The following is a 22360-nucleotide window of genomic DNA, read 5'->3' as shown; positions in this document are numbered from 1 at the left end:
CGCCGGATGCGGCCGGCGGGCCGCACTTCACCGGATGGGTAAATCAGGTCAAGCCAAGGAGGCCCCGAATGATCAGCCAGATGGAAATCGTTTCCCGCCTGTTGCTGGCGGCATTGCTCGGCAGCATCGTCGGCATCGAGCGCGAGCGCCTGTCGTGGGCGGCCGGGTTGCGCACGCACATGCTGGTGGCGGTGGGCGCCGCGCTCGTGATGGTCGTGTCGGCGTTCGGCTTCGCCGATATCCAGAACGCGCGGAACGTGTCGCTGGACCCGTCGCGCGTGGCCGCGCAGGTCGTGTCGGGCATCGGCTTCCTCGGCGCCGGGTCGATCATGCTGCGCGGCGAGATCATCCGCGGCCTGACCACCGCGGCGAGCCTGTGGGTCGTCGCGGCGGTCGGGCTGGCCGTGGGCGGCGGCATGTACGTGGCCGCGATCGCGGCCACGGCTATCGTGCTCGCGATCCTGGCCGGCCTGAAGCCGATCGAGAAGCGCTTCTTCGCCACGCGGCAGCGCTGGGGCGTGCGCATCCTCGCGTGCCGCGGCGCCGTGAAGCTGACGTCGCTGCAGGCGATGCCGGGCATCGACGCGGCGCGCATCGTGCAGTTCGTGATCGAGCGGGACGACGCCGCGCCCGACGACGACCGTATCCACCTGGTGTTCGCAAAGATGACGAGCAGCGAGTTCCAGGCGGTGCGTCAATCCCTGCAGACCCTCGTCGGCATCAAAAAGATGGAAGAGAGCGCAGCGTAGACGGCCGTTCGAATACCATTGACGAATATTTTCGGGGACAAGTCATGTGGCAAGAAGAGCGATATCAGAGGATCCGACTTCTGTTATCGAAGATGCAGCGCGTTTCCACCGACCGGATCATGGCCGACCTGAACGTGTCGCGCGAAACCGTGCGCCGCGATCTCGTCGACCTCGAAGCGCTGGGCGAGCTGAAGCGCGTACACGGCGGCGCGGTGCAGGTGGGCGACGAAGCGCCGATCGCCGAACGCGCGCAGACGCACGTGAAGTCGAAGCTGGCGATCGCCCGGGCGGCCGCGCGGCTGGTCGCGGGCTCGCAGACGCTGTTCATCGACGCGGGCACGACCACGATGCTGCTGGCCGACGAACTGGCCAAGCTGTCGGGCCTCACGATCGTCACGAATTCGATCGACGTCGCGCTGAAGATGCGGTCGAGCGACCCGGCGCACACGAGGAACGAGACGATCCTGCTCGGCGGGACGATCGGCGCCCGCGCGGCCGCGACCGTCGGCGACGGCACGGTCGCGGAAATCTTCCGCTACCGCGCCGATCTCGCATTGCTGTCGCCGGTCGGCGTCGATTCCGTGCGCGGCGCGACCAACTTCGACCGGATGGAAACCGAAGTGGCGCGCGCGATGGTGAGCAACGCGGCGGAAGTCGCGATCCTGGCCGATTTCAGCAAGCTCGGCACGAACAGCCGGATCAGCTTCTGCGAGCCGGCGCGGATCGGCACGCTCGTGACGGACCGGAAGGCGGAATCGGCCGACAGCTTCAAGCGTCTCAGGAAGGTCGTCGGGCGCGTCGTGCTGTCGTAGCGCGGGGCACGATCGGCCGCCGTTATGCCGCGCATGCGGCAGGCATGCCGCCGGCCGTGGCGATCGCGGCGTAATATATCCGCCGATACGACGCAGGCCCGCCCACCGGCAGGCCGTCACGGAGGCGGGCGATGGATACGGAAAGGACGGCGGCGCCCTCGGCGCAACAGGCGGAGGCGGGCTCGATCGCGCTGACGGGCGCGTTCGTGCGGCCGATGACGGTGACGCTCGACGATCTGCGCCGGCACGCGAGCGCGACGGCCGAGCCGTTCGACCTGCGCTGCTTCACGACGAACCGCTTCATCCGCTCGGTCGCGCCGTATCGCGGCGCGCGGCTGAAGGACCTGCTCGACGCGGCCGGGCTGCGCAACGATACGCCGGGCGACTTCAAGCGCATGGTGTTCGTCGCGCATGCGCACGACGGCTACGCGGTCACGTTTTCCTGGCATGAACTGTTCAACACGCCAGTCGGCGAACACGTGATCGTCGCGTTCGAATGCGGCGATACGCCGCTGTCGATCGACGACGGCGCGCCGCTGCTGTTCTCGGGCGCCGATCTCCTGCCCGCGCCGCGCCACGTGAAGCGGCTGGCCGGCATCGTCGCGCGCGTGCTCGAGGTCTGAGCGGGCGCCCGGCGCCGGCGTTTGCCGTGGCGGCCATCGTGTATGCTTGGCCGCATCGTTCAAAGGGCGGCACAACATGAAGACACCGGTACACCCCAAGCCTGAGGTGCGGTTCAGGATGCGGATCCAGCAGGCCGACACGATCGCGCTGGGCCCGGGCAAGGTTGCGCTGCTCGAAGCCGTGCGCGAGCACGGTTCGATTTCGGCGGCGGCGCGCAGCCTGCAGATGTCGTACCGGCGTGCGTGGCTGCTGATGGACGAACTGAACCGCTCGCTGAAATCGCCGGCGATGGTGTCCGAACATGGCGGTCAGAGCGGCGGCGGCAGTGTGCTCACGCCGGTCGGCGAGGAGATCATCCGGCTCTATCGCGAGATCGAGGCGCGTGCTTACGCGGCGTGCGCCGACGACATCACCGCGCTCACGAAGATGGTGCGGCGCTGAAGGGGGCTCCGTGCGAACGCTCGCGCGGAGCCGGCTCCCGCTGACGACCGGCCTGCACCGGCCCGCCGAGGGGCCGCGCAACGGCGAACGCGTCGCAGCGAATCGGGCCCTGGGCCCTAGCCGTGCCGCAGGCAGAAGCGCGGCGTGTCGCCCGCGGCGGCATCCGGCGTCATGACATTGCGCGCCTGCGCATCGAGCCGCCCGATCAGTTCGACGAAGCTGGCGACGCTGGCCGTCCGCAGCGGATAGTACGCGATGTGGTGGCGTTCGCAGATGCGCTTGAGCTGGTTCATCGAATCGTGGTCGATGCAGTCGACCGGGAACACCACCATCTGCGCGCCCGGTAGCGCCGCGGCCAGCAGGCCCTTGCGATCCTCGATGCCGCCGTCGTGCAGCGTCACGTCGCCGCCCGCCGCTTCGACGATCCGCGTGATCGCGCGGTTCGAGCCCGGGCGCCCGCCGACGTACACCACGCGCATGCCCTGCAGGATCGACAGCGGATCGATCGCGCGTTCGGCCGGGCTCTCCGTCGACGCCTGCACCGCCTGTTCGATCGCGCTCGCTTCGGCGCGCAGCGTCTTCACCATCGTCGTCAGGTCGTCGAGCCGCGCGCGCATCGCGCGGGCGCTCGCCTGTTCCGCGACGATCCGCTGCTCGGCCGCCTCGCGCCGGCTCGTGTGCAGCGCGAGCCGCTCGTCGCGCGCGGCCAGCGCCTCGCGCAGTTCGTGTACTTCGTCGCGCAATACGCTTTCAGCCGCCAACGGCTGCGCGTTCTGGCGCGCGGCGAGGGCGTCCCGTTCCTGCAGCGCCGCGTCGCGCTGCGCGCTCATCTCGTGCAGGCGCGCCTGCTGCCGTTCGATCTTCGCGTGCAGCGCCGCATTCTCTTCCTCCAGCGCGACGAGCCGCCGGATATCGGCGCGATTGGCCGCGCCGACCAGGTGCGACAGCATGTGCAGGTCGCCGAACGCGGCCTGGCGCACGCCCATCGTCGTGCGCGGATGCGTCATCAGCGCCCAGTAGGCGGGCGGAATGTCGCCGTTCTTCAGCGCGTCCTGCCACAGCGCGAGCAGCGCGTCGGCATCGTGTGCCTTGTCGAACAGGCGGATCGCGCCGGCGTAGCGCTCGTCGAGCGCCTTGTGCAACGCCTTGCCGCCGGCCGCGCCTTCGATCGCGAGTTCGACGGCCGCGTGGTGGATGTCGAGGTCGGTGGCGTGCTGGCGATCCAGGTCGGTGAATTTCGGCACGAGCTTGCGCAGTTCGTGCGTGGTCAGGCAGGTGCCGATGATCGAGCAGTGCAGGTGCGAATCGAGTTCGGACAGGCGCGCGCGGCGCTTCAGCTCGGCCTGTTGCGCGGCGGACGGCGCGCAGCATGCGTCGACCCGCGTGCCGGTCGACGCGGACGGATGACCGCCCGGCGACGAAAGATCCGCCGTGCGGGCCAGGCGAAAAGGCGGGGCGTGCATGTTGACCTCGATCCGGCGCGGTCGAGCCGGAGACGGATGCGCGAAAGATTCGCGAAATATACCACGGAATATAACGCTCGAAATTCCGGGGAAAGCGAGCAGCGGCGCGCTCAGCAGGGCACGGTCGCGCGCTCGGTGCGGGGCGGTGCGGACGGACCGGGCGCCGCCGGCGAAACGGGGAGGGATGGCGGCGCGTGACGCGCCATCACGGATTCGACGCACAGCCCGACGAGCAGCACGTCGGCACGCTCCAGCGCGGCCACCGCGTCGCGCATCGCGGCCGGGTCGTTGCTGAACGAATCGGAGAACACGTCGTCGCGGGTGCGTTCGAGGCGGCGCGCGTGCTCGATCGCCCGTTCGAGTTCGGGCAGGCGCGTGAAGCGGGCGGTGCGGGCCGCGTCTTCCAGCGTCGACAGCAGTTCGCGAAACCCCATGGCGGGCAGCGCGTCGTCCGGCGTGCCGTCGGCGTGCGCGGCCGGGAACATCCGGATGAAGCGCACGATGCTGCCGCGCAGCCGCCGGAACGCGTCGACGACATCCGTGACCTGCTGCGCGCGCGCGTCGCTCGACAGCGGCCTGAGCGCGCTGATCTTGCGCGCGAGCGGCTGTTCCCGTGCGGCGCGCTGCGGGGCGCGGTCCGTCGGCGTGCGGGGCATGGTGAATCTCCGGAAGTGCAGGTGTCGATATATTCTACGGAATATATCGGATGGGCAGAAAAACGGCGTCGTGCGCGAGACACGGCGCCGTCGGCGGCCCGAACACTCTCGCGGGCCGGTCGATGTCGCGCCCGGCCGTTCCGAACGCGACCATGAAGCGGGGGAGATGCGCAGTCGGGCGCGAGGATGTGCGCGGCGGCCGGACCCGTCGGACCCGTCCGGCCCGCTTGCGTGGCTGCGTTCGCGCCTAATGCGGCCGCGCGAGCGCCGCCGGCAGCACGGCGGCCCGGGCGCCGGCCGCTTCGTCCACGGTCGTCCTGCCGCCGTCCCGAAAGAACGCCTGCTCGGCGGCATTGTTCATCACGAGGATGCTGATGCGGCGATTGGTCGGCTCGTCCGCGACGTTCCGGTCGAGCGGCAGGACATCCGCGAGCCCGCGCACCTGGAGCAGCTTCTCTTCCCGCAATCCGCCGGCGACGAGCGCGCGCCGCGCGGCGTTCGCTCGATCGCTGGAGAGCTCCCAGTTCGAATAGCCGGCGGGGCCGTCGGGATACGGCGTCGAATCGGTATGCCCCGCGATCGACACGCGGTTTTCGACGTCGTCGAGTGCCGTACCGATCTGGGTGAGGATGGCGGTGGCATACGCTTCGGGTTGCGAACTGCCCGACGCGAACATCGGGCGCTTGAGCGTATCGACGATCTCGATGCGCAAGCCCTCGTGCGTGATCGCGATCCGGATCTGGTCCTGGTACGCGCGCAATGACGGGCTGTGCGTAATCGCCGCGGTCAGCTTTTCCTTCAGGCGTTCGAGCTTTTGCGTATCGACGATGCCGGCGAGTGCCGCGGGCGAACTGGCCGGCGCCGGTTGCGCGTTGGTGTCGATGGCCGGCGCCGGGTCCGACAGGTCGCGGCCGCCACCTTGCACGACGCTCGGACGAGGCGCCTGTGCATCTTTGCCGCCGGACAGGAGCGTCGACAGCGGCGTGTTGAAGTAATCCTCGATCCCCTGCCTGTCGTACTTCGAAACCGAGCCGAGGAGCCACATCAGCAGGAAGAACGCCATCATCGCCGTGACGAAGTCGGCGTAGGCGATTTTCCATGCGCCGCCGTGGTGGGCGTCGTGCTCCTCGCCTCGCTTGCGGCGCACGACGACGAGCGATGCCGGGACGGACTGCTTCGACGGGTTGGAGCGACTGTCGGCCATGACGCCTCCGTTACGCGGGCTTGGGCGACTTCGTTGCGCGGACGGCCTCGTCAAGCTCCTTGAAGCTCGGGCGATCGGCCGTGAACAGCACCTTGCGGCCGAATTCCACCGCCACCGCCGGCGCGTAGCCGCTCATCGACGCGAGCAGCACGGCCTTCACGCACTGGAACGGCTTGGCCGCGGCGCGGCCCTTCGCATTGAGCAGATCCGCGAGCGGACCGATGAAGCCATACGCGAGCAGGATGCCGAGGAACGTGCCGACGAGCGCGCCGGCGATCATCTTGCCGAGCACGGCGGGCGGCGCGCCGACCGAGCCCATCGTATGCACGACGCCCATCACCGCGGCGACGATGCCGAACGCCGGCAGGCCGTCCGCCATCTTCTGGATCGCATTGGCCGCGACCGACGCCTCCGCATGGTGCGTATGCAGTTCTTCATCCATGAGGTCCTGCATCTCCAGCACGTTCACGTTGCCGCTCGACATCATCCGCAGATAGTCGACGATGAAGTCGAGCAGGTGATGATCCTCGAGCACATGCGAGTACTTCTGAAACAGCGGGCTTTGTTCGGGCGCGTCGACGTCGGCCTCGAGCGCCATCATGCCGTCCTTGCGCGCCTTCTGCAGCAGCTCGTACAGCAGCGCGATCAGTTCGACGTATTGCTGTTTCGTATAGCCGCCGCCCTTGAAGCAGGTGGGCAGGCTCTTGATCGTCTTCTTCAGCGTCGTGACCGGATTGCTGACGACGAACGCGCCCAGCGCGGCGCCGAAAATGCACAGCAGTTCGAACGGTTGCAGCAAGGCCGGCACATGGCCGCCTACGCCGATAAAGCTGCCGATCACCGACCCGATCACGACGATCCACCCGATGGCTACGAACATGATTACCTCGTCCGCGACTTGCGCCGCTGCATGTGTTGTCGAAATGCGCGCGGGACGCCCGGTCGTCCCGCTCCATGCCCGCTCGGCCCCGGTTCGTCGCGTGCCGGATGCGGTTCGAGGCCTCCCGATGCGTCGCAACGCCATGGCCGTCGGCGGGTGTTGATGCAATAACGGCGATCGTCCGGACGACTGAACCCGTGATTCCGCGTATCGCGCGTGATTCACGGCCGGCACACGTTTGCGGGCGCCGATATGCGCGATTCTCTTGATCGAGGTCAAAAAGGGCGCGGTCTTCGCGCGAGGCCCCGTATGGATGCGATCCGGAAACGGCGCGGCGAACGACGTCACTGTCCCCAAATCGGGATCATGGCGGGATGCGGGGAGCGCGGCGCGGGTCGACCGCCCGGGGCCGCGTGCCGGCAGGGTTTTCATCAGGACATCCGGGGCGGCGTACGATCCATGATGGAGAACGCGCTGTCGCAGCCAACCGCAGGAGGGCGCACCGTGACGTCCGATTCCACTCCCTCGACCGCCTTCGTGTTTGCCGGCGGCGGCAGTCTTGGCGCGATCGAGGTCGGCATGCTCCGCGAGCTGGTCGCGAGCGGCGAACGGCCCGATTGCGTGGTCGGCGCGTCGGCGGGCGCGATCAATGCCGCCTATTTCGCCGGCCGGCCGGACGCGGACGGCGTCGCGATGCTCGCCGCGCTGTGGTGCAGGCTTCGCCGTCAGGACGTGATGCCGTTCTCGATGCGCAGCCTCGTCGCGATGCTGCTGCGCAACCGGCCCCATCTGGTCGAAGCCGATGCGCTGCGCCTGCTGCTGGAACAGAACCTGCCGTACCGGCGGATCGAGCAGGCCGCGTTGCCGCTCCACGTCGTCGCAACCGACGTGCTGAACGGCCAGGAAGTCGTGCTGTCCGCGGGCCCCGTCGTGGATGCCGTGCAGGCCAGCGCGGCCATTCCCGGCGTGTTTCCGTCGGTCAGCATCGGCGGCGTGGAACTCGTCGACGGCGGCGTCGCGAACAATACGCCGATCTCCGTTGCGATCGCGCTCGGCGTCAAGCGGATCGTCGTGCTGCCGGCCGGGTTCGCCTGCGCGTTGCGCGTACCGCCGCGCAGCGCGATCGCGCATGCGACGCACGCACTCACGCTCGTGATCGCGCGGCAACTGGTGCGCGATCTGGAGCTGTATGCGGCGCGTGCGCAAATCCATGTCGTGCCGCCGCTCTGTCCGCTCGACGTATCGTCATACGATTACTCGCGGTGCGCACAACTGATCGACCAGGCCGCGGAACGCACGCGCGCGTGGATCGATGCGGGTGGGCTCGCGCAGTGCGCGATTCCGGGCGGCCTGCGTGAGCACGATCATTCCGCGGCGTTGTCGCATTGAGGGGTGTTCGAGCGTCTGCAAGCTTACGAACGGCGAACGGCGAACGGCGAACGCCGAACGCCGAACGCCGAACGCCGAACGCCAAACGCCAAACGCCAAACGCCAAACGCCAAACGCCAAACGCCAAACGCGAGGCTCGCCCCCCGGAAACCAATGAAGAAAAAAACGGCGCCATGCACGAGACACGGCGCCGCGAACGGCCTGAACGGCCGCACTGGTCAGTCGATCAGTCCATCAGTCGATCGCGCGCATCGCGTGGCGCAGTTCCTGATAGCTGCGCAGCCCCGCGATGCCGAGTTCGCGGCCGATCCCGCTGAGCCCGAACCCGCCCCAGCACACGTGCGGATAGATGAGCTGCGGTGCGTTGATCCACACGAGCCCCGCGCGCACGCGCTGCTGGAATTGCTTCGCGATACCCGCGTCGCGCGTCACGACGGTCGCGACGAGCCCGTAGCGGGTGTCGTTCGCGAGCGCAATCGCTTCGTCGTCGGTGCGGAACGACTTCACGCACGCGACGGGGCCGAACACCTCGTCGGTCCAAAGCGGGTTGTCGGCCGCCGGCTCGGCGATCACGACGGGCGCCATGAAGAAGCCCGCGCCGCCGGCATCCGCCACCCGGCCGCTGAAGGCGACGCGTGCGCCCGCATCGATGCCGTGCCGGAGCATCGCCTCGACGCGCGTGCGCTGCGCGGCCGAGATCAGCGGCCCCATCGCGACCTGTGCCGAGGCGGGCGGCGCGACGACGAGCGCGCGCACGGCCGTCTCGAACGCGGCCATGAAGCTGCGGTACACGCTGTCGTGCACGAGGATGCGCGCGGTGGCCGAGCACATCTGCCCCGCGTTCGTGAAAGCACCGGCGACCGCGAGCGACACCGCGAGATCGAGATCGGCGTCGTCGCGCACGATCAGCGCCGACTTGCCGCCGAGTTCGAGCGTCACGCGCTTCATGTCGACGGCGGCGGCCTGCATGACCTTGCGGCCGGCCGCCGTGCTGCCGGTAAACGAAATCTTGTCGATCAGCGGATGCGCGGTCAGTGCCGCGCCAACCTCGGCGCCGCCGTTCACGACGTTGACGACGCCGGCCGGCACGCCGGCCTCGGCGACGATGTCGAGCAGCGCATGCTCGGCCGGCGACGTGAGTTCGGACGGCTTCAGCACGACCGCGCAGCCGGCCGCGAGCGCGGGTGCGAGCTTCCACGCGGTCGTGACCGTCGGGAAGTTCCACGGCATCACGAGCGCGGCGACGCCGACCGCGTCGTGGAAGCGTTCGGCCGTGACGGCGTCGCTCGGCAGCGCGACCGGTTCGGCCGCGAACAGCGCCGGGTCTTCGCACAGCGTCGCGTAGTACGCGAACGTCGCGGCGACGTCGCCGACATCGGCTTCGGCCTCGAACGGCGGCTTGCCGCTCACCTGCATCTGCAGCGCCGCAAGGCGCTCGCGCGAGGCTTCGACGCGCGCGGCGATCGTCGCGAGGATGCGGCCGCGTTCGGCCGGCGGCGTGTCGCGCCAGCCGGCGAATGCGTCGCGCGCGGCACGCACCGCGGCGTCGACGTGCGCGGCCGTCGCGAATTCCTGCCAGCCGATCGCCTCACCGGTCGACGCGTTGAAGATCGGCGCGCCGGGCGCGTCGGCATGCGCGCGCACGGGCCGGCCGGCGATGTGCGCCGCGGGCAGCACGAAGGTGGCGGTGGAACGGGAAAGTTCGGCGGTAGACATGCGGTTCATCCTGTCGAGGTCGGTCGGGTTAGCGGTAGGCGACGCCCGGCATCACGCAGAGCATCTCGAACGCGAGGTTCGCGCCGGTGAGCGCGGTGGTGCCGGTCGGGTCGTACGGCGGCGCGACTTCGACGAGGTCCGCGCCGACGATGTTCAGGCCTTTCATCCCGCGCACGATCTCGAGGCCCTGTTGCACCGTGAGGCCGCCGATTTCCGGCGTGCCGGTGCCGGGCGCGAACGACGGATCGAGGCCGTCGATGTCGAAGCTCAGATAGACCGGCGTGTCGCCGACACGTTCGCGCACCTGAGCCATCAGCGGCGCGAGCGACGTGTTCCAGCATGCCTCCGCCTGCACGACGGTGAAGCCCTGCTGGCGGCACCAGTCGAAATCGTCCGCGTGGTAGCCGGTGCCGCGCAGGCCGATCTGCGTGACCTTGTCGCATTGCAGCAGCCCGTCTTCCACCGCGCGGCGGAACGGCGTGCCGTGCGCGATCTTCTCGCCGAACATCGTGTCGTTCACGTCCGCGTGCGCATCGACGTGGACGACGGCGACCTTGCCGTACTTCTTGTGCAGCGCGCGCAGGATCGGCCAAGCGATCGTGTGGTCGCCGCCGAGCGTGATCGGCCGGCAGCCGTTCGCGACGATCGCGTCGTACGCCTCTTCGATGCGGCGCACCGAGTCCTTCAGGTCGTACGGGTTGGTCGCGACGTCGCCGATGTCGGCGACCTGCAGCGAATCGAACGGGGCGGCGCGCGTGGCCATGTTGTACGGGCGCAGCAGCACGGATTCGGTGCGGATCTGGCGCGGGCCGAAGCGCGCGCCCGAGCGGTTCGACGTGCCGAGGTCGAGCGGCACGCCGACGAAGCACACGTCGAGGCCGTCGGTCGTTTCGGCTTGCGGCAGGCGCATCATCGTGGCGATGCCGCCAAAGCGCGGCATCTCGTTGCCGCCCATCGGCTGGTTCAGTTCGCGGGGCATGGGCCGTCTCCTTTTTTCTGACGTAAAGCGATCGGCCGATGGTAGAGGAGAACGTCCGCGTGAAGATTTTGAAGTCGCAACGTTTACATCGACGGGTCTCGATGCAAGTGGCGCGGCCGCATCGACGCGGCGCAACCGAAGGCGGGACGTTGGTGCGGCCGGGTCAGCCGGAGATCGTGGGCCGACCGTTCGGCAGCGCGCCGTCGTGCGATCCGGCGGCAGGGAGCGCGGTCGCGGCCGAACCCCATGCGGCGAGTTCGCGCTTCGTGCGCACGCCGAGCTTCGCGAACGCGCGCTTCACGTACGACTCGGCCGACGCGACGCGCACGCCGAGGATCTCGGCCGTCTCCGGCACGGTCTTGCCGGAGAGCAGGTGCTTGCAGGTTTCGTATTCGCGCTTCGACAGCTTCACGCCGTCGGCCGCGACTCGCGCGTCGAACCGGGCGAGCGGGTGGACGTCGGGCGTCGGGTGCGCGATGCGCCGCGCGGCCGTGGTTGACGCGTGCAGTTCGAGCAGCGGGAACAGCACGTCGCTGATGCTGCGAAAGCGGTTCATTTCGGCGAGCGTGAACGGCGGCCGGTCGCGGCCGCGCTCCAGCGCGATCGAATGCTGCGAATAGCGCGTGCCGCGCGCGAGCACGCATTCGTGCCCGATCTGCACGTCGTCGAACAGGCGCTGGCGGAATTCGCCGGGCGGGATCGCCGCGATGTCGCGCACCACCAGCATCGTGCCCGTCTTGCCGCGCAGCCCCGCGAACAGCGGGTCGCTGTCGAGAAAGCGCTCGTAGTAGAGCGTCATCACGTCGGAAATTTCGGCGGACGCGGCGCCGATGCCGCTGCTGCCGATCCATTCGCATCGGTAGCCGGTGGGTAGCGAGCCGTCGACGCGCGAGCGTTCGACATGTGCGACGTCGAGCGGCACCACTTCATTGAGCAGTTGCGTGAGGCGCGGCACGAAGTGCGGCGTGCCGACCGTCTCGATCAGCTCGCCCAGCGCCTTGAACGACACGTTGAAGCGGTCGGTGTCGCGGTGGAAGGGGTTCACGTCGAGCAGCATGCGGTTCCCCGGTGAAAGGCCGGCGGATTGTAGCGTCGGCAACGAAAAACGTCATTAGGGGGAAATACCGGCAGGTGTCCTTGCGACCTGTCCCGCCGCGGAAAACACCGCTTGTCCCCCCCGAAGGGGGGCATACCGGGGCAGTGTAAATGAGTAACTTTGTCCCTGCATTTTTCAATCGAGAGACAAAAGATCCAGATGACCAAACTGATCAAGGACATCCTGCCGCTCGGCGCAGGCATCGGCGAATTCACGAAGCTCGACTTCGGGATGGACGAAAGCGACTGGCGCGCGGCGGAAGGCAAGAGCGGCAACTACATCATCGGCTGGTGGGAAGGCAAGGTCGGCTCGGTGGAGTTTCCGGAAACCGCGGCCGACGAAGCGGTGTGGCTCGTCGAGGGCCGTATCGCGCTGACCGACGTCGAAGGCAACCGCAAGGAATTCGCGCCGGGCCAGGGCTACCTGCTGCCGGCCGGCTTCGCGGGCCGCTGGGAGACGATCGAGGACGCGAAGAAGTTCTACGTGCTGCTCGAGAAGTCGTGATGCCCGAAGCCGCCGCCGTGGCGTCGTCGTCCGTGTGACGCGCGAGCGGCGGCGGTTTCGTTTCCGCGTGTGATGGCTGGGATCATGGAAATGGAAGTCAAAACAAGAGAGACAGCGCCGGTGCAGGCGCACGCAATGCGTGGCGCGCCGGTCGCACTGGGCGCCGAGGCGGCGCTCGCGAACACGAAGCTGTTCCCGTACTGGCTCGACAACCCGGCCGCGCCGGCCGCCGAGCCGGAACTCGTCGCCGACGTGACGGCCGACCTGCTGATCGTCGGCGGCGGCTTCACGGGGCTGTGGTCGGCGGTGCAGGCGAAGGAACAGATGCCGCACCTGAACGTGGTGCTGATCGAAGCCGGCAAGGTGGCGCATGGCGCATCGGGCCGCGCGGGCGGAATCATCTCGACGTCGGTGATGCACGGGCTGCCGAACGCGGTGCGCGTGTTCCCGAACGACATCGCGCAGCTCGAGGCCTTCGGCCATCACAACCTCGACGGCTTCGAGGAAGCGCTGAAGCGCTACGACATCGACGCCGATATCGAGTGGAACGGCGAGATGACGGTCGCGGTCGATCCCGCGCATATCGCGCATCTGAAGGGCGATTACGACCTGCATCGCGAGTACGGCCACGACGTCGTGCTGCTGAACCGCGAGGAAACGCTCGAACAATTGAATTCACCGCTGTTCGCGGGTGCGCTGTGGTCGCGTAACCGGAGCGGCATCGTGCATCCGGCGAAGCTCGCGTGGGGGCTGAAGCGCGCGGCGCTGTCGCTCGGCGTGAAGCTGTACGAGCATACGCCGCTCGTGACCGTGACCGACGAAGGCGGCACGGTGTTCGTGAAGACGCCGAAGGGCAGCGTGCGCGCACCGCGCGTCGTGTTCGGCAGCGGCACCGCGAAGGTCGGGATTCCCGACATCAACCGCCGCGTGATGCAGGTGCGCGATCACGTGCTCGCGACCGAGCCGCTCACCGACGAGCAGCTCGCGCGGATCGGCTGGAAGAATCGCCAGGGCGTGTACGACACGCGCACGCAGCTGAACTATTTCCGCCTCACGAAAAGCAACACCATCATCTTCGGCGGCCTCGTCAGCTATCACTTCGACGGCGACCCGGAGCCGCACCAGGACGGCCGGCGCGAAACCTACTACCGGCTCGCGGAAGCGTTCTACCGCACCTTCCCGCAACTGGCCGACGTGCGTTTCTCGCACGCGTGGGGCGGGCCGATCGACTACTGCTCGCGCGGCTCGGTGTTCGCGAAGCGCTATCTCGGCGACAAGGCCGTGTTCGTCGCCGGCTATACGGGCTTCGGCGTCGCGGCGAGCCGGTTCGGCGCATTCATGGGGCTGAACATCCTGTTCGACCGCGACAGCCCCGAGCGCAAGCTCGACATCGCGAACCAGAGCCCGAGCTACATCCCGCCGGAGCCGATGCGCTGGGTCGCCGCGAAGATCACGTTCCATGCGTTCGACGGCGCGGATGCCGAAGGCGGCTGGAAGCGCGCGTGGATCAGCGGCCTCAAGGCGATGGGCTTCCCGATGTAACGGCGGCGCGGCGGCCCGGGTCGGGCCGCCGCCGGACGAAGAACACTCCCCAGAGGAGACGGTCCGCACGGCGGACACGGAGAGAGACAACCCATGAATGGAGTGAACCTGCAGGATGAAGCGCGTCAGGAGAGCGCGCGGTTCGTCGTCGTGATGCTGCTGCTCGGCATCCTCGGGCCGACGGTCTTCCTCGGCCTGCCCGCGATCGTCGGGCAGGTCGAGCGCCACTGGGGCTTCGGCGAAGCCGCGCTCGGGCTGTCGAGCTTCATCGAGGTGCTCGGCGAATCGACGGGCACGCTGCTCGTCGCGTTCGTGCTCGGCCGCCAGCCGGTCCGGCTCGTGCTCGCGGGCGCGGTGACGCTCGCGGCCGGCGCGAACCTCGGCACGCTCGCGACGCACGGGCTCGTCGCGTATTCCGCATTGCAGTTCATCGCGGGCGTCGGCTCGGGCGGGCTGAACGGCATCGCGCTGCGCTACCTGTCGTACTCGCGCGCGCCGGAACGCAATCTCGGGATCATGCTGATGGGGCAGGTGGCGTGGAGCATGGTGCTGCTTGCCTGCATCTTCCCGATGCTGAGCGAGGCGTGGGGCGCGCACGGCGTGTTCGGTTTCGTCGCCTGCGTGCTCGGCGCGTTCGTGCTGGCGACGCCGCTGTTTCGCCGCGGCGAGACGATGGCCGCGCCGACGCCGGCCGGCGTCGGCGGCCGCATCGACCGCAACGGCGCGATGCTCGTGCTGTGCGCGCAGCTCGCGCTGTACGGCGGCGTCGGCGTGGTGTGGACCTTTCTCGAGAAGATCGGCACCGATGCGGGCCTGAGCGGCAAGTCGGTGTCGCTCGTGCTCGGCGTCGCGAACGTCGCGAGCCTCGTGATCTGCGCGGCGATGCCGAAGCTCGGCGCCGGCGCGGGCCTGCGCCGCTGGACGCTCGTGAACCTCGGCGGCTGCGCGGTCGCGGCGGTGCTGCTCGCGCTGCCGGCGTCGGTCGCGACGTTCACGCTCGGCGCGATCGTGTTCATCGGCTGCTGGACCGGCGGCGCGCTGCTGATCTACGCGACGATTCCGCAATACGACCTGATCGGCAAGTCTGCCGTGCTGTCGCCGGGCTGCGTCGCGCTCGGCTACGGCATCGGTTCGGTCGCGGGCGGCTCGCTGATCGAGCGCGCGGGCACGCAGTCGGCGCTGCTCGCGGCGATCGGGCTGTGCGCGCTGGCGTTCCTTTGCTACAAGCGGCTGCGGCCCGCGGTGTTCGGCGTCGAGCACGGCATCGGGCGCGCGCTTCCGGTGGCGCCCGAATGACGGTTGCGACGCGCGCCGCTGCCGATGGCGGCGCGCGTCCGGTTCGGTTCATCGGCGCAGGCGGCCGGCGCGGCGCGGGATGCACGTCGCGCGGGCCGGCCGGGTAACGCGCATACGCGCAGCGGCTGGAAGCATGTTCTCGAATACCACCGATCTCGATCTCCGGCTCATCCGGGTCTTTCTGGCCGTCGTCGACGCACGCGGCATCACGGCCGCCGAAGCGTCGCTCGGCGTGCGGCAGTCGACGATCAGCACGCAGCTGTCGGCGCTCGAGGCGCGCGTCGGCTTCAAGCTGTGCGATCGCGGCCGCGGCGGCTTTCGCCTGACGTCGAAGGGCGAACGCTTCGCGGCCACCGCGCGCACGCTCGTCGCGGCGACGTCCGAATTCGTCGCGCGGGTGCGCGACATCGACCGCAAGCTGGTCGGCACGCTGTCGATCGGCCTGATCGGCCAGGCGCCGCTGGTCGAGAACGCGCGGGTGGCCGACGCGATCGGCGCGTTCCGCAAGCGCGACCAGGCCGTCACGTTCGCGATGAAGGTCGCGTCGCCGCAGGAGCTGGAGGAAAGCCTGGTGAACAACCAGCTCGATCTCGCGATCGGCTATTTCTGGCATCGCGTGCCGGGGCTGCTCTACACGCCGCTGTTCACCGAGCAGCAGGTGATCTACTGCGGCCGCGGGCATCCGCTGTTCCACGCGTCGCGGCCCGTGACGGCCGACGAGCTGCAGCGTCACGACTGGGTGTGGCGCACCTATCCGGTGCCGGAGGAGCAGTATCCGCTGCCCGAGCGGCGCGTGACCGCGAGCGCGGACAGCATCGAGGCCGCGACGATCCTGATCCTGTCGGGCGGCCATCTCGGCTACCTGCCCGCGCACTACGCGGAACCGTTCGAGCAGCGCGGGCTCGTGAAGGCGGTCGGCCGCGCGACGTTCAGCTTCGACGTGCCGCTGCATCTCGCGATGAAGCGCAGCGCGAGCGACAAGCCGATCGTCGACGCGTTCTGCGAGGACCTGCTGCGCGCGTTCAACATCAAGGCGGCCGCACTGGCCGCCTAGGACCGGTGCGGCGGGCCCGCCGCCGGCCGCGCGCCGCGCGTTCAGCAGTCGACGAGCACCCAGTCGAACAGCTCGCGGCGCGTGCGCACGCCGAGCTTCGCGAACGCGCGCTTCACGTACGATTCGGCCGTCGACAGCTTGACGTCGAGCTGCTGCGCGGCCTCGGGCACCGAGCGCCCGCACAGCAGCAGCCGGCAGATCTCGTGCTCGCGGCGCGACAACTGCACGTCCTGCCGTTCGAGGCGCGCGTCGAACCCCGCCTGCGATGCGGCATTCACCGACACCGCCGCCACGCGCCGCGCCGCGCAGGTGCGCGCATGCAGCTCGAACATCGGGAACAGCAGGTCGACCATCTGCCGGAAGTGAAACAGTTCGTCCGTCGTGAACGCGGCGCGCCCGACCGTGCGCGCGAGCCCGAGCGCGTACTGCAGGTGCGCGCTGCCGTGCACGAGCAGGCATTCCTGCCCGATGCCGGGCTCGTCGAAGATCCGCCGGCGGAATTCGCCGTCGGCGATGCCGTCGACATGGCGCTGCACGAGCAGCGTGCCGGCCTTGCCGCGCAGCGGCGCAACCAGCGGGTCGACCTGGCAGTAGTCCTGGTAGTAGACATCCATCACGCGCAGCGTATCGGCCGCGAAGCGCAGGCTGCCGCTGCCGAGCCATTCGACGACGAAGCCCGACGTGCTGCCCGTGTCGGCGCGCCAGCGTTCGAGGTGGACGGCGTCGGCGTCGATGCTGTCGTTGACGAACTCCGTGACCGCGCCGACGAAATCCGGCGTGCCGACCGCGCGGAGCGTCGCGCCGAGCGTGTCGGGGCGCACGCCGATCAGGTAGTGGCCGCGGGCGGCCGGGTCGGGCTGGAGAAGTCGCATGGTCGGGCGAGGAAGGCAGGGGACAGCGCGACGTTACGCGAACGCCGCGCATGCGTCAGCCGGGAATTCACCGGATTCACCCGGCGGATTTCGCGCGTTGTCCCCAAAACGACGACAGGAACGCGCGCGCGGCGCCCGGAACGCGCCCGGGCCCCCTCGGCGGGGGGGCAGACCGGCGCGAATCGTCTGCCTATAGTGAAAGCACTTCGAAAACCCGATCTCCCGAAAGATCACCCGAAAGGACAGCCCATGCAGATGCAACCGACGCACGCCGCCGCGACGCCGGCGGATTTCGTTCTCACCCATGCGAAGGTCTACACCGTCGATCCGCACCGGCCGTGGGCGCAGGCGGTCGCCGTGCGCGACGGCCGCATCGTCCACGTCGGCGATACGGCGTCCGTGCAGGCGTACGTCGGGGCGCGGACCAAGGTGGTCGACGCGGCCGGCCGGCTCGTACTGCCGGGCTTCGTCGAATCGCACTGGCACTTCGAGACGACCGCGTTCGCGTTCCAGGCGTTCGTGAACCACGAGGATCCGCAGAAGGTGCTGGCCGCGCTGCGCGCGTACGTCGACGCGCATCCGGACGAGCCGGCGATCACCGGGATGGGCTGGGTGCAGGCGACGATTCCGCCGGCGCTGCTGCGCAAGGAGACGCTCGATGCGATCTGCGCGGATCGCCCCGTGTGCCTGCTGTCGACCGATTTCCATTCGATGTGGGTGAACTCGAAGGCGCTGGAGATCGCCGGCATCGATGCGTCGACGCCGCCCGTGCAGGAAGGCGCGAGCTGGTTCGAGAAGGATGCGCGCACGGGCGAGCCGACCGGCCTGATCGTCGACGGCGCCGCCTACTCGCTGCTGATGCAGCGGATCAGCGCGGCCGGCCTGTTGCCGACCGGCATCGACCTGTACCTCAAATCGATTCCGCCGTGGCAGAAGAAGCTGTGCGCGGCCGGCGTGACGACCGTGTTCGACGCGGGCTTCTTCGATCCGAGCGGCGACCAGTCGCTGCTGTACGAGACGCTGCAGACGATGGAGCGCGCGGGCGACCTGAAGCTGCGCGTGGTGGGCAGCGTCGCGGTGATCGGCGAGATCGACGATCCGGTCGGCACGCTCGTCCGCTACCGCGAGCAGTACGATTCGCCGCTCGTGAAGGCGCGCGCGCTGAAGCTGTTTCTCGACGGCACCGAGGCGAACCACACCGCGTACCTGCTCGAACCGTATGCGGACCGCCCCGACACCTGCGGCGCGCCGACGATGCCGGCCGAGACGTTCAACCGCTATCTGGTCGAGGCCGATCGCGCGAACGCGAACGTGATGGTCCACTGCGTCGGCGACGCGGCGGTGCGGATGGCGCTCGACGGTTTCGACGCGGTCAACCGCGCCAACCCGCCGCGCGACCGGCGCCACGTGATCACGCACGCGTTCCTCACGCATCCGGACGACATCCCGCGCTTTCGCCGCGCGGGCGTGATGGCGAACACGCAGCTGCAATGGGGCGTGGTCGACGCGTACACCGAGCAACTGCGCGACCACTACGGGCACGAACGCTGGAGCAACATGTACAAGTTCCGCACGTTCCTCGACGAAGGCGTGACGGTGTCGATCGGCATGGACGGCCTCGCGTGCCAGTGCCGCTGCCAGCACAAGCCGCTCGAGCACATCGAGTCGGGCCATACGCGCCAGCTTGCCGGCGAGCCCGATGCCCCGGTGTTCCCGGATCTCGCCGAGCGCCTGAGCATTCCGCAACTGATCGCCGCGTACACGATCCACGGCGCGTACCAGCTCGGGATGGAGCACGAGGTCGGCTCGCTCACGCCCGGCAAACGCGCGGATCTGGTCGTGCTCGAGCACGACCTGTTCGAGGTCGGCCAGTACGACATCGGCCGCATCGACGTCGCGCTGACGATGATGGACGGCCGCGTCACCCACGTGGGCGACGACTTCGGCGCGCGGACGGGCGTGCAGGCCTCCTGAGCGGGGGCGGCCGGCGATGCGGCGCCGCCGGCTTTCAGGCGGCTTGCGCCGCGCGCCGGCCGGCGCGTCCGGCCAGCGCCGGGTGCGCCGGATGTGCCGAATGTGCCGAATGTGTCGAATGTGTCGAATGTGTCGATTGTGCGGCGTGTCCCCCTATCGGCAGGGCAGACCGGCCAATTTCCTCTGGCTACATTTTTCCGGACCGAAGCACACACCGTTCGTGACGGACGGATCATGAAATCCACGGAGGAAACCATGGCAGGGGATTGGAGCAGGCATCTGAAAACGGCGTGCACGGCGCTCGCGCTCGGCGGGCTCGCATGGGCCGGCGCGCCCGTCGCGCACGCGGCGGACGTCGTCAACGTGTACAACTGGGGCAATTCGATCGGCAAGGCGACGATCGCGAACTTCGAGAAGGCGACCGGCATCAAGGTCGTCTACCAGGAGTTCGATTCGAACGAGACGCTGCAGGCGAAGCTGCTGTCGGGCACGTCGGGCTACGACGTCGTCGTGCCGTCCGACATCTTCTGGGCGCGGCAGCTGCAGGCCGGCATCTACCGCAAGATCGACAGGAGCCAGGTGCCGAACTACGGGCTGCTCGATCCGGAAATCATGAAGGTGCTGGCGAAGGACGATCCGGGCAACCAGTACGGCATTCCGTGGACGTGGGGCACCGACGGCCTCGGGATGAACGTCGAGAAGGTGAAGGCCGCGCTCGGCAACGACGCGCCGCTCGACAGCTGGGCGCTGCTGTTCGATCCGAAGTATGCGCAGAAGCTGAAGCATTGCGGCGTGTCGGTGCTCGATTCGCCGGTCGATGCGTTCGGCATGGCGTTCGTCTACCTGAAGAAGGATCCGAACACGACCAACCCGGCCGACTACCAGGCCGCATACGAACTGCTGAAATCGGTGCGGCCGTACATCACGCAGTTCAATTCGAGCAGCTACATCAACGATCTCGCGGGCGGCGACATCTGCCTCGCGCTCGGCTGGTCGGGCGACGTGAACTCCGCGCGGATCGCGGCCGCTTCCGCGAAGAAGCCGTATCACATCAAGTACGTGATCCCGACCGAGGGCAGCGCGATGTGGTTCGACATGATGGCGGTGCCGAAGGACGCCCCGCATCCCGACGCCGCGCTGAAGTTCGTCAACTTCGTGCTGTCGGAGAAGGAAAGCGCGAACCTGACCAACGACACGTCGTACCCGTCGGCCGTGCCGTCGTCGAAGCGGCTGGTGCGCGCCGAGGTGACGAGCGATCCGGCCGTGTTCCCGCCCGCCGACGTGATCCGCCGGCTGAGCCTCAGCAAGCCGGTTCCGCCCGAGCTGATGCGCCTGCAGAACCGTCTCTGGACCAAGCTGAAGACCGAGTAAGCCGGCCGCCTTCCCGCCCATCCTTCGCGCGTCCCGCCGCCGATCGCGGCGGGCGGGGGCGCGCTCGTCCCGACGATCACCCACCACATGACCATCAAACACATGACGGCGCTGTGCCTGCTCGCGTTCGAAGCGGCTGCGGCATGCGCACACACTCCGCAGGCGACCGACGCCGGCACGATGAAGGCGCTGCAGGCGCAGGTCGCCGCGCTGCAGCAGCAGGTGAACGAACTGCGCGCGAGCATGGCGGCCGCGAAGGCGCCAGCCGCGGCGGCCGCCGCGTCGCCCGGCACGGCCGGCCCGCTCGGCACGGCCACGGCCGTCGCACCGGCAGCCGATTCGGCGCCGGCGTTCACGAACGACGACCTGCAGCAGATGCGCGAGCAGATCGCGAATGCGTCGCTGAAGGTTGATTCGCTGCAGGAGGCCGCGACCACCGGCCCGCTGGCGGGCCTGAGCATCACCGGCTACGTCGATCCCGTGTACCTGTTCAACCGCGCGCAGCGCACGTCCGGCTTTCAGTTCCTGAACCATGATCCGGGCGCGTACGACTACTACAACAGCACGATCGGCGACATCTACCTCGACATCAAGAAGACCTTCGGCGTCGGCCCGATGGCGCCGTCGGCGGAGATCGTGATCCAGCCGAACCGCGGCTTCGGCAACGTGTTCAGCAATGCGCACGGCGGCATCGGCAACAACATCGTCACGCAGGCGCAGGTCACCGTGCCGCTGAGCACGACGCGGACCTTCGAGATCGGCATGATGCCGAGCCTCGCCGGCTACGAAGTGCAGCCGTCGAACCAGATGCTGACGCTCACGCACGGGCTGCTGTACGACTTCAGCGAGCCGGGCAACCTGATCGGCGTCGGGCTGAAGGGCTCCAACGCGGCCATGACGCGCTTCTGGCAGGTGGTGATCGGCAACGAGGTGCTGCGCACGGCCGGCGCGATCGCGAATGCGGCGAACAACACGACGAAGACCAACTGGACGCCGACGATCACCGCGCGCTTCGACAACGCGACGTCGACGGCCTACGATTTCGGCATCTCCGGGATGCTGGGCCGGCAATCGCTGTTCTCGCCGTGCGCGCAGGCGGGCGGCTACGGCTACCAGTGCAACGGTTCGTCGCCGACCGGCCTCTACAAGTACGTCGAGGCCGACATGACCTATACGCACGACAAGACCCAGGTGAACGCGCAGGTCGACTACGGCGAGCTGCAGAAAGGCGCATGGAACGGCGGCACCGCGCGCTGGTACGGGATGTCGCTGCTCGGCCATACGAAGTGGACGACCTCGTGGATCGGGCGGATGGGCGCGACGCTGCGCTTCGACTACCTGAACGACACGGCCAACGGCGGCGGCGGCACGAACATCCAGTACGGGCTCGCGGGCGGCAACCCGTCGGTGAACGGGACGAGCGGCTTCGGCATCGATCCGTCGTGCTTCCAGGGCTCGTCGACGAACGGCACCGAATGCAAGGGGGCGCAGCGCTATGCGATCACGGCCGACCTGCTGTTCTACCCGACGCAGCAGATCACCGTGAAGCTCGAATACCGCCACGACGCCGCGAACCATCCGGTGTTCCTGAAGAACAACGGCACGTACTCGCGCAGCAACGACCTGGCCGGGATGCAGTTCATCTACACGTTCTGAGCGCCGCGTGCGCCGTCCGACCGGCGCCGCCGCGCATCACGCTCCGGGCCGTCGGGGCCCGGATTTCTTTCGACACAGGAGA

General features: G+C 68.7%; 20 protein-coding genes. 12 read left to right on the top strand and 8 right to left on the bottom strand.

Translation table 11 applies throughout. The annotated features are described in order from the left end of the window. Positions 1–68: 68 nt before the first annotated feature. The 4 genes from GQ57_RS17660 to GQ57_RS17645 all read left to right on the top strand — a co-directional run bounded on the left by GQ57_RS17660 (position 69) and on the right by GQ57_RS17645 (position 2626). Positions 69–749 (top strand): MgtC/SapB family protein, encoded by a 681-nt coding sequence (locus GQ57_RS17660; RefSeq protein WP_031402023.1) that lies wholly within the window; start codon positions 69–71, stop codon positions 747–749. A gap of 44 nt (positions 750–793) precedes the next feature. Then, positions 794–1561 carry a DeoR/GlpR family DNA-binding transcription regulator gene (locus GQ57_RS17655; protein WP_031402024.1) on the top strand — a complete coding sequence of 256 codons (768 nt, stop codon included), beginning with the start codon at positions 794–796 and terminating at the stop codon, positions 1559–1561. 131 nt (positions 1562–1692) lie between these two features. Further along, positions 1693–2184, top strand: coding sequence for a molybdopterin-dependent oxidoreductase (locus GQ57_RS17650; protein ID WP_031402025.1), 492 nt, complete (start codon positions 1693–1695; stop codon positions 2182–2184). 76 nt (positions 2185–2260) lie between these two features. Further along, the gene (locus tag GQ57_RS17645) at positions 2261–2626 is read left to right on the top strand and encodes a winged helix-turn-helix domain-containing protein (RefSeq protein WP_235212787.1); all 366 of its coding nucleotides are present in this window, start codon (positions 2261–2263) and stop codon (positions 2624–2626) included. A gap of 116 nt (positions 2627–2742) precedes the next feature. Here GQ57_RS17645 and GQ57_RS17640 read toward each other — a convergent pair whose 3' ends face one another. The 4 genes from GQ57_RS17640 to motA all read right to left on the bottom strand — a co-directional run bounded on the left by GQ57_RS17640 (position 2743) and on the right by motA (position 6829). Continuing rightward, positions 2743–4089, bottom strand: a complete 1347-nt coding sequence (locus tag GQ57_RS17640) for a DUF2325 domain-containing protein (protein ID WP_031402027.1) — start codon at positions 4087–4089, stop codon at positions 2743–2745. Between the two features lie 110 nt (positions 4090–4199). Further along, positions 4200–4745: a hypothetical protein gene (locus GQ57_RS17635; protein WP_031402028.1), complete on the bottom strand. Its 546-nt coding sequence runs from the start codon at positions 4743–4745 to the stop codon at positions 4200–4202. A 247-nt stretch (positions 4746–4992) separates the two neighbouring features. Then, positions 4993–5949 carry a flagellar motor protein MotB gene (gene motB / locus GQ57_RS17630; RefSeq protein WP_034198545.1) on the bottom strand — a complete coding sequence of 319 codons (957 nt, stop codon included), beginning with the start codon at positions 5947–5949 and terminating at the stop codon, positions 4993–4995. Between the two features lie 10 nt (positions 5950–5959). Then, positions 5960–6829: a flagellar motor stator protein MotA gene (motA, locus tag GQ57_RS17625; RefSeq protein WP_034198544.1), complete on the bottom strand. Its 870-nt coding sequence runs from the start codon at positions 6827–6829 to the stop codon at positions 5960–5962. A 462-nt stretch (positions 6830–7291) separates the two neighbouring features. Here motA and GQ57_RS17620 point away from each other — a divergent pair, with 462 nt between their 5' ends. Continuing rightward, complete coding sequence (locus GQ57_RS17620) at positions 7292–8218, top strand: patatin-like phospholipase family protein (RefSeq protein WP_052001363.1); 927 nt, start codon at positions 7292–7294, stop codon at positions 8216–8218. A gap of 234 nt (positions 8219–8452) precedes the next feature. Here the strand turns inward: GQ57_RS17620 and GQ57_RS17615 are convergent, their stop codons facing one another. The 3 genes from GQ57_RS17615 to GQ57_RS17605 all read right to left on the bottom strand — a co-directional run bounded on the left by GQ57_RS17615 (position 8453) and on the right by GQ57_RS17605 (position 11970). Further along, on the bottom strand, positions 8453–9934 hold the full coding sequence (locus GQ57_RS17615; RefSeq protein WP_034198565.1) for an aldehyde dehydrogenase family protein: 1482 nt from the start codon (positions 9932–9934) through the stop codon (positions 8453–8455). A gap of 28 nt (positions 9935–9962) precedes the next feature. Continuing rightward, on the bottom strand, positions 9963–10913 hold the full coding sequence (gene speB / locus GQ57_RS17610; protein WP_031402033.1) for an agmatinase: 951 nt from the start codon (positions 10911–10913) through the stop codon (positions 9963–9965). 163 nt (positions 10914–11076) lie between these two features. Continuing rightward, a complete protein-coding gene (locus GQ57_RS17605) occupies positions 11077–11970 on the bottom strand; it encodes a helix-turn-helix transcriptional regulator (protein ID WP_034198543.1) in 894 nt (297 codons plus the stop codon). Between the two features lie 198 nt (positions 11971–12168). Between GQ57_RS17605 and GQ57_RS17600 the strand changes: the two genes are divergently transcribed. The 4 genes from GQ57_RS17600 (at position 12169) to GQ57_RS17585 (ending at position 16405) form a co-directional block, all read left to right on the top strand. Continuing rightward, positions 12169–12513 carry a cupin domain-containing protein gene (locus tag GQ57_RS17600; protein WP_031402035.1) on the top strand — a complete coding sequence of 115 codons (345 nt, stop codon included), beginning with the start codon at positions 12169–12171 and terminating at the stop codon, positions 12511–12513. 84 nt (positions 12514–12597) lie between these two features. Continuing rightward, positions 12598–14055 carry an NAD(P)/FAD-dependent oxidoreductase gene (locus GQ57_RS17595; protein WP_034198542.1) on the top strand — a complete coding sequence of 486 codons (1458 nt, stop codon included), beginning with the start codon at positions 12598–12600 and terminating at the stop codon, positions 14053–14055. A 93-nt stretch (positions 14056–14148) separates the two neighbouring features. Beyond that, positions 14149–15351 (top strand): MFS transporter, encoded by a 1203-nt coding sequence (locus tag GQ57_RS17590; RefSeq protein ID WP_034198541.1) that lies wholly within the window; start codon positions 14149–14151, stop codon positions 15349–15351. A 133-nt stretch (positions 15352–15484) separates the two neighbouring features. Next, positions 15485–16405, top strand: coding sequence for a LysR family transcriptional regulator (locus tag GQ57_RS17585; RefSeq protein WP_031402038.1), 921 nt, complete (start codon positions 15485–15487; stop codon positions 16403–16405). A gap of 41 nt (positions 16406–16446) precedes the next feature. On the opposite strand, the gene GQ57_RS17580 is transcribed toward GQ57_RS17585, so the two are convergent. Then, positions 16447–17277: a helix-turn-helix transcriptional regulator gene (locus tag GQ57_RS17580; protein WP_034198540.1), complete on the bottom strand. Its 831-nt coding sequence runs from the start codon at positions 17275–17277 to the stop codon at positions 16447–16449. Positions 17278–17526: 249 nt separating this feature from the next. On the opposite strand from GQ57_RS17580, the gene GQ57_RS17575 reads away from it, so the two are divergent. The 3 genes from GQ57_RS17575 to GQ57_RS17565 all read left to right on the top strand — a co-directional run bounded on the left by GQ57_RS17575 (position 17527) and on the right by GQ57_RS17565 (position 22278). Next, positions 17527–19251: an amidohydrolase gene (locus GQ57_RS17575; protein WP_031402040.1), complete on the top strand. Its 1725-nt coding sequence runs from the start codon at positions 17527–17529 to the stop codon at positions 19249–19251. Between the two features lie 255 nt (positions 19252–19506). Then, positions 19507–20622, top strand: a complete 1116-nt coding sequence (locus GQ57_RS17570; RefSeq protein WP_034198539.1) for a polyamine ABC transporter substrate-binding protein — start codon at positions 19507–19509, stop codon at positions 20620–20622. Positions 20623–20709: 87 nt separating this feature from the next. After that, on the top strand, positions 20710–22278 hold the full coding sequence (locus tag GQ57_RS17565; RefSeq protein ID WP_034198538.1) for a DUF3138 family protein: 1569 nt from the start codon (positions 20710–20712) through the stop codon (positions 22276–22278). The last annotated feature ends 82 nt before the right edge of the window (positions 22279–22360 follow it).

Origin of the sequence: Burkholderia sp. MSh2 (assembly GCF_000731655.1) — a bacterium.
GTDB lineage: Bacteria > Pseudomonadota > Gammaproteobacteria > Burkholderiales > Burkholderiaceae > Burkholderia > Burkholderia paludis.
Note: the sequence above shows the minus strand (reverse complement) of the source record. Positions and strands in the feature narration are given on the sequence as shown.

Coding starts and splice junctions, on each gene's coding strand:
- GQ57_RS17660 (WP_031402023.1), top strand. CDS start 69: ATGATCAGCCAGATGGAAATCGTTTCCCGCCTGTTGCTGGCGGCATTG.
- GQ57_RS17655 (WP_031402024.1), top strand. CDS start 794: ATGTGGCAAGAAGAGCGATATCAGAGGATCCGACTTCTGTTATCGAAG.
- GQ57_RS17650 (WP_031402025.1), top strand. CDS start 1,693: ATGGATACGGAAAGGACGGCGGCGCCCTCGGCGCAACAGGCGGAGGCG.
- GQ57_RS17645 (WP_235212787.1), top strand. CDS start 2,261: ATGAAGACACCGGTACACCCCAAGCCTGAGGTGCGGTTCAGGATGCGG.
- GQ57_RS17640 (WP_031402027.1), bottom strand. CDS start 4,089: ATGCACGCCCCGCCTTTTCGCCTGGCCCGCACGGCGGATCTTTCGTCG.
- GQ57_RS17635 (WP_031402028.1), bottom strand. CDS start 4,745: ATGCCCCGCACGCCGACGGACCGCGCCCCGCAGCGCGCCGCACGGGAA.
- motB (WP_034198545.1), bottom strand. CDS start 5,949: ATGGCCGACAGTCGCTCCAACCCGTCGAAGCAGTCCGTCCCGGCATCG.
- motA (WP_034198544.1), bottom strand. CDS start 6,829: ATGTTCGTAGCCATCGGGTGGATCGTCGTGATCGGGTCGGTGATCGGC.
- GQ57_RS17620 (WP_052001363.1), top strand. CDS start 7,292: ATGGAGAACGCGCTGTCGCAGCCAACCGCAGGAGGGCGCACCGTGACG.
- GQ57_RS17615 (WP_034198565.1), bottom strand. CDS start 9,934: ATGTCTACCGCCGAACTTTCCCGTTCCACCGCCACCTTCGTGCTGCCC.
- speB (WP_031402033.1), bottom strand. CDS start 10,913: ATGCCCCGCGAACTGAACCAGCCGATGGGCGGCAACGAGATGCCGCGC.
- GQ57_RS17605 (WP_034198543.1), bottom strand. CDS start 11,970: ATGCTGCTCGACGTGAACCCCTTCCACCGCGACACCGACCGCTTCAAC.
- GQ57_RS17600 (WP_031402035.1), top strand. CDS start 12,169: ATGACCAAACTGATCAAGGACATCCTGCCGCTCGGCGCAGGCATCGGC.
- GQ57_RS17595 (WP_034198542.1), top strand. CDS start 12,598: ATGGAAATGGAAGTCAAAACAAGAGAGACAGCGCCGGTGCAGGCGCAC.
- GQ57_RS17590 (WP_034198541.1), top strand. CDS start 14,149: ATGAATGGAGTGAACCTGCAGGATGAAGCGCGTCAGGAGAGCGCGCGG.
- GQ57_RS17585 (WP_031402038.1), top strand. CDS start 15,485: ATGTTCTCGAATACCACCGATCTCGATCTCCGGCTCATCCGGGTCTTT.
- GQ57_RS17580 (WP_034198540.1), bottom strand. CDS start 17,277: ATGCGACTTCTCCAGCCCGACCCGGCCGCCCGCGGCCACTACCTGATC.
- GQ57_RS17575 (WP_031402040.1), top strand. CDS start 17,527: ATGCAGATGCAACCGACGCACGCCGCCGCGACGCCGGCGGATTTCGTT.
- GQ57_RS17570 (WP_034198539.1), top strand. CDS start 19,507: ATGGCAGGGGATTGGAGCAGGCATCTGAAAACGGCGTGCACGGCGCTC.
- GQ57_RS17565 (WP_034198538.1), top strand. CDS start 20,710: ATGACCATCAAACACATGACGGCGCTGTGCCTGCTCGCGTTCGAAGCG.